This window comes from Paenibacillus vulneris (assembly GCF_039543185.1).
GTDB classification, from domain to species: Bacteria; Bacillota; Bacilli; order Paenibacillales; family NBRC-103111; genus Paenibacillus_S; species Paenibacillus_S vulneris.
The window spans coordinates 234,393-248,513 of sequence record NZ_BAABJG010000029.1 but is presented as its reverse complement, the minus strand read 5'-3'; the positions used below and the strand labels follow the sequence as shown (position 1 = coordinate 248,513).

The window sequence follows — 14,121 nt, the reverse complement described above, 5'->3', positions numbered from 1 at the left end:
TAAACTACAACTTGTAATAGGATAAATCATATGACATCATAGGGGACATCACAATCTATCGAAAGGGTGAATGACAATGGAACGAGTAGTGATTACGGGAATGGGAGTGATTTCTCCGCTCGGGAATGATGTTGACCAGTTCTGGGGCCGTCTGATCCGGGGCGAGTCGGGCATTTCCCTTATTGACACATTCGATTGCTCCAGGCAAAAGGCCAAAATCGCCGGGCTCGTCCGCGATTTTGACGCCGAAGCCCGCTTCGGGCGCAAGGAGGCCAGGCAGATGGACCGCTTCTGCCAATTTGCCCTGGCGGCAGCCGAGCAAGCCTTGAACGATGCGGCGCTTCCGCTTGACCAAGTGGATCATGAACGATTCGGAGTGTATGTCGGCTCGGGAATCGGCGGCATTCAGACGCTGCTTGACCAGGACGCCATTTTGAAGGAACGCGGTCCTGAACGGGTAAGCCCTTCTCTGGTGCCGATGATGATTTCGAATATGGCTGCCGCCATGATCAGCATGAAATTCAACGCATTGGGTCCCACTTTATCTCCTGTGACCGCATGCTCTATTGGCAATACCGCCATCGGGGAAGCGATGCGCCTGATTCGGTACGGGGGAGCGGATGTGATATTGGCAGGCGGCACAGAGGCTGCTATTACGGAGATATCGCTCGCCAGCTTCGGCAATGCCACCGCCGTGTCCACGCGCAATGAGGAACCGGCGCGCGCGAGCCGTCCTTTCGACGCGGGACGGGACGGATTCGTTATGGCCGAAGGAGCAGGCATTCTCGTGCTGGAAAGCTTAAGCCATGCGCTCAGCCGAAATGCCCGCATTTATGCGGAGGTTATCGGCTATGGAGCAAGCTCCGACGCCTATCATCGGGTGGCGACTCATCCAGAAGGCATAGGCGCTTACCAAGCGATGAAATCGGCACTGCGCGAGGCCGGCGTGGAGCCGGGGGACGTGGATGTCATCAGCGCACATGCCACCAGCACCGAGGCCGGCGATAAATCGGAAACTCTCGCCATCAAGAGGCTGTTCGGCGATGCGGCTCGCGTTCCTGTCACGGCCAATAAATCCATGCTTGGCCATATGCTCGGAGCCGCCGGCGGCGTCGAGGCGATCGCTCTGGTTAAGAGCCTGCAGGAAGGCATTATTCCTCCGACGATCAACCAGGAGCAGCCTGACCCTATATGCGACTTGGACTATGTGCCGAATGTGTCACGCCGGGCGGATCTGACTATCGGGATATCCAATTCTTTCGGCTTCGGCGGCCATAATGCCGTCATTGTCCTGAAGAGCTACAAGGAATAAACATGAAAAGGCATCCGGGCAGGCCCGGGTGCCTTATACTTGCCGGGCCTCCAGACGCCGGGCCACCACGGACAGCGCATAATTGACCACGAAGTACATCAATGCTGTCATCAGCAGGGTCGGAATAACGAAATTCACATTTTGCCCGTTAATGATCTGCGCATTATGCATCAGCTCGGCCAAAGAAATCACAACCGCAAGCGAAGTGTCCTTCAGCAGCGAGATAAACTGGCTGACCATCGGCGGCATCATCCGGCGCAGCGCCTGCGGCAGCACGATGTTCCATAGCGTCTGGGTATAGCTCATGCCCGAGGAACGGGCCGCCTCGATCTGCCCTTTATCGATGGAATTCAGCCCGCCGCGCACAATCTCCGAAATCATGGCCGCCTCGAAGACGGTTAGTGCGGCTATAGCCGCATGCTCGATGCTTAGCTTCAACCCTACCTCCGGGAGAGCAAAGTAGGTGAAGAAAATAATCAGCAGCAGCGGCAGATTGCGGATCACTTCCACGCAAACCGCGGTCAGCTGCGAAGCGACCGGCAGCCTCGTATAACGGATCGTGCCAAGGAGACATCCGATGATGAAGCTGAGCACGATGGCGATAAAAGCGACTCTTATCGTCACTCCCAGTCCTTCAAGCAAAAACCGGATATGATCCCACGTATAGGCCCCCGCAAAATCCATGCTCTCTCACCTCCTTTTGTCCCCGGTTAATGAGCTCTCGCCATCCTGCGCTCCAAATAAGCGACCCCGAAGCTGAGCGGGATCGTAATCAGCAAATAAAACACCGCCACAAAAATATACACACTGAACGTAACGAACGACTTGGTAGAAATCAGGTCCGCGTAGTACATCAAGTCCAAGCCCGCGACGACGCTAAGCACGGATGAATTTTTCACCAGGTTCAGAAACTGGTTTCCCAGCGCTGGAATGACCATTTTCATGGCTTGAGGCAGGACGATATGTCCCATCGTTTGGCCGTAGGTAAGTCCGGAAGAACGGGCCGCCTCGGTCTGCCCCTTGGGCACCGCTTGAATGCCCGCCCGTACCGCTTCCGCTATGAAAGCTGCCGTATAAATCGTCAAGCCCAGCGTCCCCGCGGCAAATCCACTTAAGCTTAAGCCCAGCGCCGAAGGACCGAGGAAGAACAGGAAGACGATCAGCAGAATCGGGAGGTTGCGGATAAATTCGACATACGCGGTACCGAGCCAGTTAAGAGGCTTGACGGGAGAAATCCGCATCACGGCTATCAGGGTCCCCAGCAGAAAGCTTCCGACCAGCGCGATCACGCTTGCCTGCAAGGTGTTGAGGAAGCCTTCCAGGTACAAATCCCAGTACTTCCATAAAATATGGAATTGGATGGCATCCATCGCTGTCTCCTCCTTTCTTACCGGTCGTTGAATGAAAAGGATGAACAGCCTGGAAGACCATCCACCCTTTCCAAATTCAAATGCCTATTTGGCCGGCTTCTCTCCAATCCATTTTTCATACAGCTTGTCGTACTCGCCGCTGGATTTCATCGCCTTAAGGAAATCATTGACGTAGGTCACAAATTCCGTATCGCCCTTCCGGATCGCTATTCCGTAGGGCTCATCGGTGAAGGTTCCTTCCGTAACCTGGTAATTCGGGTCCTGCTTGGTCATCCCGTACAGGATGGCATTATCGGTTGTCAGGGCATCGCCTTGACCCGCTTTTAACGCCGTGAACGCTTCCTGGTAATTTTCAAACTCTAATACCGTAGCGTCCGGAGCCTTCTCGCGAATATTTTGCGCCGACGTAGAGCCCTTGGCTGTCAGCACCTTCATGCCTTTCTTAATATCGGCTATCGACTTGATCGGACTGCCTTTCTTGACCAGCAGTGATTGGCCGGCTTTAAAGTAAACATCCGAAAAATCGACCTCCTGCTTTCGTTCCTCGGTAATGGTCATCGTGGCGATGATCATATCGATATCCCCGTTTTTCAGCATCGGGATCCGTGTCTTTGAGGTAACCTCCTTCAGATCCAGCTTGTTTTCGTCCCCGAGCACCTTCTTGGCCAAAGCCTTTGCAATATCGATATCGAAGCCTTCCACGACGCCTGTTCCCGGATCCTTCAGCCCGAACAGCTTGGTGTCATACTTTACCCCTACGACCAGCTTGCCGCGCTTCTTAATCTCATCCAACGTTTTCCCGGCTGTGTTGGCCGAATTCGGGGCCGGTCCGCCCCCCTGCTCCTTCGCTCCGCATCCCGCCGCTACCAGTGCCAGCATCGTTAGCAGCACCAGCATAGTGAATCCCAGCTTCTTTCTCCTCATCCGCATTGACCCGTCTCCTCTCTATGATCCTTGTTGTAACAACCGTTTAAGGAACAACTGTGCCCTTTCTTCACGAGGCTTGGAAAAAAAGGCGTTAGGCTCCGACTCCTCGACAATCTGCCCCTGATCCATAAATACGATCCGGTCGGCCGCCTCGCGGGCAAAGCCCATTTCATGAGTGACCACTACCATCGTCATCCCCTCATGCGCCAAGGCTTTAATGACATCCAGCACTTCTCCGATCATCTCGGGGTCCAGAGCCGAGGTCGGCTCATCGAACAGCATGATCTGGGGCTTCATGGCAAGTCCTCGGGCAATAGCCACCCGCTGCTGCTGTCCCCCGGACAGCTCGGAGGGATAGGCCTTCGCTTTATCGGGGATGCCTACCTTCTCGAGATACAGCATGGCGGTGCGTTCCGCTTCATCCCTGCTGAGCTTAAGCACCTTGATCGGGGCAAGCGTAATATTGTCCATCACTGTTTTGTGAGGGTACAGATTGAAGTGCTGGAACACCATCCCGATATTTCGCCTTAATCGGTTGACATCTGTTTTCTTGTCATGGAGCTTGACGCCGGCAACGTGCAGCTCCCCGTCCGTTATTGCCTCCAGACGGTTGATGCAGCGAAGGAGGGTGCTTTTACCGGAGCCGGACGGACCTATAATGACGACCACTTCGCCCTGTTGAATCGATAAGTTAATATCCTTCAGTACATGAAACGGCCCATAGTGCTTGTTGACATTGCGAAATTCAATCATAGGTCACCTCCTGCCATTGAGGTAGTTTTCCTTACACCAATATAACGTTACTCCCTTATACGGAGAGCAACAGGTATTTACAAGTTATTACCCAAATGGGAAAAGTATGACACCCGAAAGCGTTTTTGTCCCGCTAGCTTCATTTTTTGGCTCATGATGTTCCTTAATAGAACGGTTTCGGTTCGTCATTATATAGAGGGGGACGTCGTGCTTCATGGCTTGATTCTCCAACCCTTATTCAACATATTCGCTATGCGGAATGGGCAAATTGTATGTGTGCGATTGGACGGAGATCTGCCTCGCATAAAAAGCTTAGAAAAGGACGAGATGACATTATGGCTACTTTACTTCATATTATCGCGCACCCTAACGATGAGACCCAGTCCTTCAGCATGGCGGCCGGGAATGCTTTCGTTCAAGCCTACCGCGAAGCCAACCCGCAAGATGAAGTCATTCATCTGGATTTGTATAAGGCCCATATCCCTCACATTGACGCCGACGTATTCAGCGGCTGGGGCAAGCTCCGTTCCGGCAAGGAGCTGAGCACCTTGTCTGCGGAAGAGAAGTCCAAGGTCAGCCGGTTAAATGAGCTTGTTGACCAATTTGTCGCCGCGGATAAATATGTATTCATTACGCCTATGTGGAACTTCTCTTACCCGCCGATCATGAAAGCTTACATCGATGCCGTTTGTGTGGCAGGGAAGACATTCAAGTACACGCCAGAGGGGCCGGTAGGGCTGCTTCCAACGAAAAAAGCGCTGCATATCCAAGCGCGCGGCGGCGTGTATTCCACTCCTCCGATGTCGGATATAGAGATGGGACATCGCCATCTGGCCGCTATCATGCAATTTTTCGGAATTAAGGATTTTCAAGGTTTATTTATTGAAGGACACAACCAATATCCAGACCGCGCAGCAGCCATAAAGCAGGAAGCAATCGATAAAGCTGTCGCACTGGCCAAATCGTTCTGATCAATGAGGTTCAAGGAGCACTGTTCCGCGAGGGACAGTGCTTACTGCCATTTGTCATATCAATTTTCTTCATTCGACGCACCGGTATGTGAAATGAAAAAAAGAGCCCTTTTTGCATAAAGGGCCCCTCCTCAACTCAATATTAGAAGCTTTCGCGAATCACTTGCTGCTCCAGAGGGAGCCGATCGGTCGGACGGCCTGGAACGGCTGCTTTCCCAATTGGAATCACCATCACCGGAACGTAGCGATCCGGAATGTTCAGTTCTTTTATCAGAGCATCCCGGTCATATCCGCCCATCGGTACCGTATCGTAGCCTTTGGCTTTGGCTGCGAGCATCAGCTGCATAGCGGCCAGCGATGCATTGCGTATCGCTTCGTCACGGGCCAGGACAGGATTGTTCTCATAAGCACTGTTAATTTGTCCGAGCATCAAATCACGGATTTGCTCGGTCGCCTGCCCGTACACGGTAGGAGCAACCAGATTGGCCTGAAGATCCCCCAACACCACGACTACAACGGAAGCATCTACGGTTTGTTTTTGGTTATAAGTAATCGGAAGCAATCGTTCTTTGTTGGCTTGCTCGGTAACCACCAGAAAACGCCAGTGCTGCAGGTTCCATGAAGAGGGGGCACTGGCGGCAAGCGACAGGATTTCATTTAACTCCGCTTCGGGAATTGAAACACCCGGTTGAAATTGCCGAACGGACCGTCGGCTTTGGATCGTCTCTTCCGCCGTCATGTGTTGTTCAGTATGACTCATGCGTTGTTCACTCCTAAGGTTATGAAGGTATAAGCGTAAAATAGCCTCAACGTCTTGCAGCGTTCGCAATCCTCCATAGGGTCGCCACGATGCCTTCCATTCATACGGATTCCCTTCGTACAGCTTTTGGACAAAAAGAAACAGCCTCCCTTTTACCAAGGGAAGCCGCTTCGATCAAGGATTCACACGGAATTTAATGACAAGCTGATGCAGATCATCCGAGATGCCGGACAGCATCGTCGCGGACGATGTTATTTCCTGAATGGAGGCCAGCTGCTCCTCGGTTGTTGCAGCTACGGTTTGAGCGAGACCCGAGGTCTGCCCGGCGATATGGCCCATATTCGTTATAGCGGCGGTTACCTCCTCGGTGCTTGCGGACATTTGCTCCGCGGCCGCCGCCGTCTCTTGAACGCGGCGGTTTACTTCCAAGGCTGAGTGGACGATCCGGGCGAAGGTTTCCTCTGCTTGAGACATCGCTTGCAGTCCACCCTCCACCTCCGCCATCCCGGAATTCATACTGACAACAGCCTGTCCGGTGCCTTCTCTGATGCCGTCGATCACGAGGTTGATCTCGTCGATGGACTCCGCCGTTTGGGCTGCCAGCTTGCGGATTTCATCGGCAACCACGGCAAAGCCCCGGCCATGCTCCCCCGCCCTTGCGGCTTCAATAGCCGCATTGAGGGACAGCAGATTCGTCTGTCTGGCAATCTCGCCTATGAACAGCGAAATGCGATTAATGCTGTGGGATTGCTCCTCCAGCTTCCGGATGACTTCCCCGGTTTGGTTCACAGCCGTGCTGATGGAATGGATTTTGGACGAAGCCTCCTGGAGGACGGCAGCTCCCTGCTCAGCCTCATGAGACGCTTCCATAGTAATCTCCGATATTTCCGAAGTGGATTCCGCTATTCTCTGGATGCCAATGGACATCTCGTCCATTGCTCTTGCACATTCCGAAGCGCTTTGCGCCTGATTTTCTGAACCGGAGGCCACATTCTGAACCGATTGCGCGACATGCTCCGATGCAGCGGCATTCTCCTCCGAGCTGGCCGACAGCTGTTGGGCTGAAGCGGCGACAAGGTGAGAGGTTTGCTGCATTTGAAGCACGGATTCCTTCAAAGAGTTCGACACGGTATTCACAGCGCCAATTAATGTCCCCAGTTCATCCTTGGATTTACTGATGAGCTCTTGTCCCGTTAAATCCCCACCGGATATACGGACCAATGCCTCCGATGCTTCCGCCATCGGCCTGGAGATGATTCGTGTCGCCAGATAACCGATCAAGCCAACCAGGAAGAACGCAAGTACAATAAGCGCTGCAAACTCGATAACGCTTCTCCGGTACAAAGCCTCGCTTTCCTGCTGAGCCTGGTCCGCGCCTTTTTGGTTATAGCTTACAATGACGGAAATGCTGTCCTGCACATCCGAAAATGCCTTGGATACTTCGGCTGAGGCTTGCTCCATCCCTTTTCCCCCGGCCTTTTGGCGATTGTTAAGCTCCTTGAACGCATCCCAACGAGCCTTCAATTCATTCAGATTGGCCCGGTCCTGCTCGTCGGCAATGGATGCTTCATAATCGATCAGCCCTTGGTCGATGTCTTTGAACGTTTCCGCGATCTGGTTATTGATCTCTGCTTTTTTAGCCGGATCCGGCTCCGTAAGCATTTGATAATAAAGGACAAAAATATGCTCCTTGGTATAGCTTACCTTATTAGCTATTTGTGTTCCGACCAGCCAGTTTTGGGCAATCTCTCTCGTATTGTTTTGCAATACCCGCATGTTGGACAAATCCATAGCTCCCATTACACCCATAATAAGTAAAATGACCGCATATGAAATCATCAGTTTTTTGCCTATGGTCATTCTCATACGAAACCCCCTGAAATAATAGACATCATCTCTTGTGAAGGAATATACCATAGAATGTTTAGAATTATTGTTGAAAACCTTTGTGCTTTGTATGAGAAAGTCTAATAGTTGCCTAACAATTTCGAGGATGCTATAAGGTTGAAGCCGCTCTTTACAATAAATACCTAGTAGTGTTACTTTGGGGTTATGCTTAAACTTGATAAGCGGGAAGGAGCCGAAATTAGAATGAGCATCTTAAAATGGGACGGTCATACCCATACGCGCTTTTGCTATCATGGCAGCAGCGCACCGCAGGAAGAATATATCGATAGAGCCATCGAGCTCGGCTTCGAGCGCTACACGATCAGCGAGCATCCGCCGCTGCCGCAGGGGTGGATTGCCGATGAAACCTTATTCCGGGAGCTGGCTATGCCTGAAGAGGAGCTGCCTCTGTATATCGCCTATGCCCAACAAATAAAACAGCTGTACAACGGGAAAATCGAGATTGCCGTAGGGCTTGAAATCGATTATTTACCCGGTCAGCTGTCCTATACGGAGCGTATGGTCGATCGATGGCAGTCGGAGCTGGAGGATGTTGTTTATTCCGTTCATTATTTGCCCGGCATCGGGGGCATCCGCTGCATAGACTTTACAGCCGATGATTTTCGCAGCGGCCTGTTGGCTTATTACGGTTCAATGGAAAGCGTAGTGGATGAGTACTACAATCATGTGGAAGAGGCAATTGAGTGGGCAGCACGCCTTCCTATGCGCAAGCGGCTTGGGCATATCAACCTTATCGAGAAATTCAGCCAAGCGCTCCCCGAAATCGATCCAAGCCAGATCGAGCGCCGATTGCGATCCATCATTCCGAAGCTGGCCAAGGCAGGCGTCGGCATTGACGTGAACACAGCCGGACTGCGCGTTGCTACTTGCGGCAAGCCTTATGCGCCCGAGTGGTTTATTCAGGAGTGCTTGAAGCAGGGCATTCCTTGTATTTACGGGTCGGACTCCCATAAGCCGGAGCATGTTGGCACAGGCTGGGCATGGTATGAAGAGCAGCTATCCTCATTCAAGCCTGCATCTTCTTAACAAAGCTGCGTCCTCCAATGGTCGCAACCACCTGTCCGAATACCGTCGGTATCGTCGATAAAGTGGATGCCGACGGGTTCACCGGGTTACTGCCCATTACGATTTTCTGCAAATAAGCAAAGTCCGGGAACGTAACCTCATCCATCAAATAGGCAGAAACCGTGCTGCCGGGAATTCGAACCCTGTTCAGCTTTTCGATAATCTCCCTGCCCGTTCTGATCCCGATTCCGTGACCGTAATAAAGCCCCGCCCCCATCTTGATCACATTTTCCCCCTGCCATTCTATCCATTCCGGGTTGACGTCGGGATTCTTGAAATACTGGATATCCCCTCCGAACGCTTCCGCACCATGCTCCAGCGTAATCAACCGCAGATCATGGTCATAGTTCCACGAATACAAATACAAATGATTGAACAGCCTATCGAATTTCTCATCGCCGATAATATCCAGCACCGCTTTATATAACAAGATAATAATGGCAGTTGCACATTCAAATGCATACAAGCTCCCGTTCTCAAAAATATCCCGAATCGCCGCACTTGATCGGACGTCATTTCTTTGCAGAAACGCTCCGTTCTCCTTACGTTCCCAGAATCGCTCGTTGCAGCGCGACTGCTTAAAGGAGGAAAACGATACCTCGCTGCTGTTCATAGCCGCGGCAGCCTCCATGATGGCGGCTCTTACCTGCAGCTCGAACAATAATGAATTCCATGAATCATACGTATACGTGCGTCTGCTCCTGTCCTTTTCCCGATAAATCATTCTTTCCGCATCGGTTAACGACTCCACGTCCGGCGTGCCGCTGACAAGAACTATCATCGCCCCTTCACCCGCCTTTCTTAGACCGCTTATGACCAAGAGGGCCTATGGATAACCTAATACTATCCTATGTTCCGTATGCTTGGACGAATCCCTATGTTTTTATGACCGCCTCCCATACAAAAAGGACTGCGGATGCACGCCCCTAGGCTTGTTGAAAAGCCTCACCATTTTTCAAGCTTTACAGCTTCTCAACAATCCATCGCTGCGTTCACTCAGTCCTTTTTACCCCAATAAGAATTAAAACCCCGCTTTCTGGTTACAATAGGCAACGGAGCGCTATGGAGTCCTGGCGCTTGAAACTTCGTTCATTGAAAAAAAGGACGGGAGACCGCCCAAAATAGAAGCTTGCGCTTGCTAAAGGCATATGGATGGAAAATATTCTTTCGATACCTATTCTAAAGGACTGTTGTTCTGCATAAGAATATGGTATAATAAATTATTGGAATAAAAGGAGACAATAATTCACATATTAGAAAGGTTATCACTTCCACTATAGGGTGCTCTTTCTAATGTGTGAATTTTTTTATTCATACAAATATTAGTTACAATTTATTGGAGGGTTTTAGAAGATGGAAACAGGAACAGTGAAATGGTTTAACGCGGAAAAAGGATTTGGCTTCATCGAGGTTGAAGGCGGTAAAGATGTATTCGTACACTTTAGCGCAATTACTGGGGATGGATACAAATCCCTTGACGAAGGACAACGTGTACAATTCAATGTTGTTCAAGGCAACCGCGGACCACAAGCTGAGAATGTTGTAAAACTGTAAGGTTTGCAACTTGGAAGGGAGAACTGCCCCCGCAAGCGGGCAGTTCTTTTTCAGTAACACAGCCTTGAACCGCTGCAAGCATCTCTACGGTACATACGGAAATTCGGTCCCGTCGGCTTTCTGTGACGATTCCGGTGTTTCCTCCCCGTTCCAAGACCATCCGGTCATTCACATGAGGAACGCTCAAACGCACAAACCAAAGGAGGGGTTACATTGTATTTCTCGAAGAAAGCTATGGAACCAGTTCAAGAAGAACAGACATCTGTGTGGATGTGCAGTAACGAAGGATGCTCCTGCTGGATGAGGGAAAATTTTGCTTTGGAAGAGGTCCCTTCCTGCCCAATTTGCCATTCGGGAATGGTCAAGAATACCAAGATGCTCCCCACTTTAGTGAATCACCATAAAACCTATTAACCTTGTGCCGTTAGCCGCCGGACTTTTCTTGGCGAAATAACGCCAAAAAAAGCACTAACCGCAGAGGTTAGTGCTTTTTATTTTAGGCTAGTAGCCTTTTTTGCTGCTCGGGTCCTCCGCGTCGGAAGGAATCGCAAACTCTTCGTTGTAATTCGGCAGGGCCTCTTTGGTCAAGTAATCCTGATCGATATATTTGGCCAAATATTGCTTACCGAACAATTGATCATATTGAAAATCCCGGTACTCATTGACGGTTGCCTGAGCTTCGTCCGGCACATTTTGATGCAGACCTCCGTTGGCATCGACAACCAGGTTGCGAAGCAGACCCGGCGTTTGCCCCATCAAGCTTTCATTCAAAGCAAGAGTAGCCGGCTTTTCCATCCCCAATTTATCTAATACGTACGTCCCCAGGAAGGAATCGCTCAAGACAGGCACCTGCTCCTTCGGCAAATCGACGTTAGACCACATTACGAACGGAACGCTGTGCATTTTTTTGTTATCCTCCAACGACCATGAGCCGTTGCCAATCATTCCGCCCTGCTTATACACATCGTAATCCATTCCGAGCATCGGCAGATGATCGCCATAGAACACAATGACGGTCGGTTCATCGGATTGCTGGAAGTGGTCGATGAGCATTTGCAAGCTTTGATCGGCATCATGTGCGCCTTGGGTATAAGTTTCCAGTATAGAACGCGCAGAATCGGTCAAATTGCCTTCCGCCTTAATCGATGTTTCCCCATACCGGTTATCGTCATAAGGGCCGTGGTTTTGCATGGTCACCGCATAAATGAACATAGGCTTATCGGTCTCATCCACCTGCTTGATAATATTCCGGGACACCTCATCATCCGAAATAAACAGGCCCTTGTACTCGGGATTTTGGAATTGATCCTTGCTCATAAAGCTCTCGAATCCGAGCTGCTTGTATACATTCTCGCGGTTCCAGAACCATCCCTCGTACGAGTGGATCCCCATGCTTTTGTAGCCATTGGATTCAAAATAGCTGGCCAAGCTGGGCACCGGTTTATTAATGTACTGCTGATAAGGCACCGAGCCGTCGGGAAGGAAGCTCATGGATTGTCCTGTCAGCACCTCGTACTCTACATTGCTCGTTCCCCCGCCGAATTGCGGCGACAACAAGTAACCGGAGGTCGATTCCTTTTGCAGCTTATGAATTGTTGGAACCGGATCTTCGCTGTAAGTTACATTGGGAAGCAGGGTCGGGTCCCAGAACGCTTCGTTCATAATAAAAATAACGTTCGGCTGCTTGCCGTTAAACGGATCTGCCGTCGCTTTCTTGGCGGATGCCGTCTTCACCTGGCTTTGGCTCGCCAAATTTTGGGCCAACGCAGCCATAGCCGGTTCCCCGTATCCCTCGGGTTTAGGGACAATGGCATTTTTCACATTCATGGTAAAGGCCAGCGCCATCCCGTTGTTGCTGTAATTTTCCTGCTGATTCCAGACGATTTCGCTAACACCCATCTTATCCATCATGTGGCTGGCCCACTGCGTTCTTACACCGAAGGAATACAGCGCAAACAGGGACAGCAGGCCCAGGACGATGCGGCTTCCGCTGCGTAATTTGAGCCGCGGCCATACGAAGCATAGAGTGATCATCAAGACGACGATGCCCCCTACCAGAGACAGACGCTTGATTGCCGCCGGTCCGGTAACCAGCGGAAGGATATTCATGCTTTCTTTTTTCAGGAATATATCCCAAGGGAAGAACGGCTCCCCGATCAGCTTCGTTTTAAAATAAGTAATCAGAGCCATAATAAACAGCAGCAGCGCGGTCACCGTGGCCCCCGGCATCATAGCTCCGAACAGGCTGTAAAAGAAAACCAGCACGAACAGATTGATCAGGGCGTTCATCAGCACCAGCTTATCATTTTGCACCATCCAGGCCCATGTTTCCTGAAAGGAACCCCTCTGAAGAAGCTCCACCCCAAAAACAAGCAGTATCGGTATGATCGCGAGCATAGTCAGGATTAGGCCGTACTGTAGAGTCCGGTTACGGATGACTGTCGCTTTGGTTTGGCTCCGGGCTTTTCGTTTAAGCTTCACCTTTCCTTCACTCCTTTATTTTTTTCCACCAAGTACCGTGTACCTAGATTATGAACATATTGTAAAGGTCTAAACTTAAAATCAGCTGAAAATGACCCCGGTGGAACAAATTGGAGCAAGCCCGATGCCGCTCAGGTTTAAAACCGGCTGTTTTGGTGCATCCTTTCTAGTAGAGCTGCTAGATTGATAGATTGCAGGAAAGAGGTGCGCGGAATGATTCGTCGATGGCTGGGTTATGTAATAGGTTGTCTGGTTGCCGTAAGCTGCATAGCGGGTGCTTGGGGTGCAGGGGCCGCCGGGAAGGCGGATAACAGCTTTGAGCTGCTGATGCCTTTATCGGAGAAGTTTATGGGGTCGGAGCAAAAAATGATCGTTAAGCATGCAGGGCCTTATCAATCCTATTCTAGCGAAATGCAATTTGTACAAATCGGTCAGCAGATCAGCCAGCTTTTAGGGCTTCCCGTAACTTCAGACATCACCAAGGAGACGGACCACCTGCTATATAAAACAGCTTCTCAGGATGCTGCGAACGGCGTAGAGGAGACCTTGCTATGGATCGGTTTTCCGGACGGCACGTCCGAGCTGGTGGTATCGGCCCAGACGACACAACCTGAAGGCTTTACCGTCATCCAGTCAGTACAGCAAAGGCTGGCAGACAACCTAGCTTCCCTGCATATCAAGCCGCAATGGAACGTCATGATCCAAGGCAATGCATCAGAGGAATACTCTATCGACGCTTCCCCTTTGCAGGATTGGGTACAGAAGCGGCTCGAGGCTCACAAGGTAGAGCAGTACGAAGATGCAGGCAGCACCAGCGTAACTTATTATTCCCCCAGGTTTAAGGAGCATATTAACAACGGCAAGCAGGAGATGAATCTTCAGGTCGCCGTCCACCGCAGCTCCATAACGCATCAGAACCGGATTACTATCGGCATTCCGGCTATCACCATAGAATACTAGTCTTGAAGCCCTTCTTCCAGGTTCCTTATTCAGGAAAATCCTTCATAGTGAATTGTTCTT

The 14,121-nt window shown here is 50.8% G+C and carries 14 protein-coding genes; 6 read left to right on the top strand and 8 right to left on the bottom strand.

Annotated elements, in window-relative coordinates; genetic code table 11:
- Positions 1-76 precede the first annotated feature (76 nt).
- Positions 77-1,312: a beta-ketoacyl-ACP synthase II gene (gene fabF / locus ABEA66_RS25950; protein ID WP_345592122.1), complete on the top strand. Its 1,236-nt coding sequence runs from the start codon at positions 77-79 to the stop codon at positions 1,310-1,312.
- A 33-nt stretch (positions 1,313-1,345) separates the two neighbouring features.
- Here the strand turns inward: fabF and ABEA66_RS25945 are convergent, their stop codons facing one another.
- From ABEA66_RS25945 to ABEA66_RS25930, 4 genes are all read right to left on the bottom strand, one after another.
- The gene (locus ABEA66_RS25945; protein WP_079913695.1) at positions 1,346-1,996 is read right to left on the bottom strand and encodes an amino acid ABC transporter permease; all 651 of its coding nucleotides are present in this window, start codon (positions 1,994-1,996) and stop codon (positions 1,346-1,348) included.
- A 26-nt stretch (positions 1,997-2,022) separates the two neighbouring features.
- On the bottom strand, positions 2,023-2,682 hold the full coding sequence (locus ABEA66_RS25940) for an amino acid ABC transporter permease (RefSeq protein ID WP_345592119.1): 660 nt from the start codon (positions 2,680-2,682) through the stop codon (positions 2,023-2,025).
- Positions 2,683-2,766: 84 nt separating this feature from the next.
- Positions 2,767-3,606 (bottom strand): ABC transporter substrate-binding protein, encoded by an 840-nt coding sequence (locus ABEA66_RS25935; protein WP_345592316.1) that lies wholly within the window; start codon positions 3,604-3,606, stop codon positions 2,767-2,769.
- Positions 3,607-3,627: 21 nt separating this feature from the next.
- Positions 3,628-4,362: an amino acid ABC transporter ATP-binding protein gene (locus tag ABEA66_RS25930; protein WP_192703308.1), complete on the bottom strand. Its 735-nt coding sequence runs from the start codon at positions 4,360-4,362 to the stop codon at positions 3,628-3,630.
- 335 nt (positions 4,363-4,697) lie between these two features.
- Between ABEA66_RS25930 and ABEA66_RS25925 the strand changes: the two genes are divergently transcribed.
- Entirely contained in the window at positions 4,698-5,333 is a 636-nt protein-coding gene (locus ABEA66_RS25925; protein WP_079913698.1) for an FMN-dependent NADH-azoreductase, read from the top strand.
- 142 nt (positions 5,334-5,475) lie between these two features.
- Here ABEA66_RS25925 and ABEA66_RS25920 read toward each other — a convergent pair whose 3' ends face one another.
- On the bottom strand, positions 5,476-6,093 hold the full coding sequence (locus tag ABEA66_RS25920) for a nitroreductase family protein (protein WP_345592115.1): 618 nt from the start codon (positions 6,091-6,093) through the stop codon (positions 5,476-5,478).
- Between the two features lie 174 nt (positions 6,094-6,267).
- Positions 6,268-7,959: a methyl-accepting chemotaxis protein gene (locus tag ABEA66_RS25915; RefSeq protein WP_345592113.1), complete on the bottom strand. Its 1,692-nt coding sequence runs from the start codon at positions 7,957-7,959 to the stop codon at positions 6,268-6,270.
- A 225-nt stretch (positions 7,960-8,184) separates the two neighbouring features.
- Here ABEA66_RS25915 and hisJ point away from each other — a divergent pair, with 225 nt between their 5' ends.
- Complete coding sequence (hisJ, locus tag ABEA66_RS25910; protein ID WP_345592111.1) at positions 8,185-9,027, top strand: histidinol-phosphatase HisJ; 843 nt, start codon at positions 8,185-8,187, stop codon at positions 9,025-9,027.
- On the opposite strand, the gene ABEA66_RS25905 is transcribed toward hisJ, so the two are convergent.
- Entirely contained in the window at positions 9,008-9,847 is an 840-nt protein-coding gene (locus ABEA66_RS25905; protein ID WP_345592109.1) for a protein-glutamine gamma-glutamyltransferase, read from the bottom strand. The two genes, hisJ and ABEA66_RS25905, sit on opposite strands and share 20 nt — an antisense overlap.
- 572 nt (positions 9,848-10,419) lie before the next feature.
- Here ABEA66_RS25905 and ABEA66_RS25900 point away from each other — a divergent pair.
- Positions 10,420-10,620 (top strand): cold-shock protein, encoded by a 201-nt coding sequence (locus ABEA66_RS25900; RefSeq protein ID WP_028549128.1) that lies wholly within the window; start codon positions 10,420-10,422, stop codon positions 10,618-10,620.
- Positions 10,621-10,833: 213 nt separating this feature from the next.
- A complete protein-coding gene (locus ABEA66_RS25895; protein WP_079913703.1) occupies positions 10,834-11,034 on the top strand; it encodes a cold-shock protein in 201 nt (66 codons plus the stop codon).
- Between the two features lie 87 nt (positions 11,035-11,121).
- Here the strand turns inward: ABEA66_RS25895 and ABEA66_RS25890 are convergent, their stop codons facing one another.
- On the bottom strand, positions 11,122-13,101 hold the full coding sequence (locus tag ABEA66_RS25890) for an LTA synthase family protein (RefSeq protein WP_345592104.1): 1,980 nt from the start codon (positions 13,099-13,101) through the stop codon (positions 11,122-11,124).
- A gap of 213 nt (positions 13,102-13,314) precedes the next feature.
- On the opposite strand from ABEA66_RS25890, the gene ABEA66_RS25885 reads away from it, so the two are divergent.
- On the top strand, positions 13,315-14,061 hold the full coding sequence (locus tag ABEA66_RS25885) for a YwmB family TATA-box binding protein (RefSeq protein ID WP_345592102.1): 747 nt from the start codon (positions 13,315-13,317) through the stop codon (positions 14,059-14,061).
- The last annotated feature ends 60 nt before the right edge of the window (positions 14,062-14,121 follow it).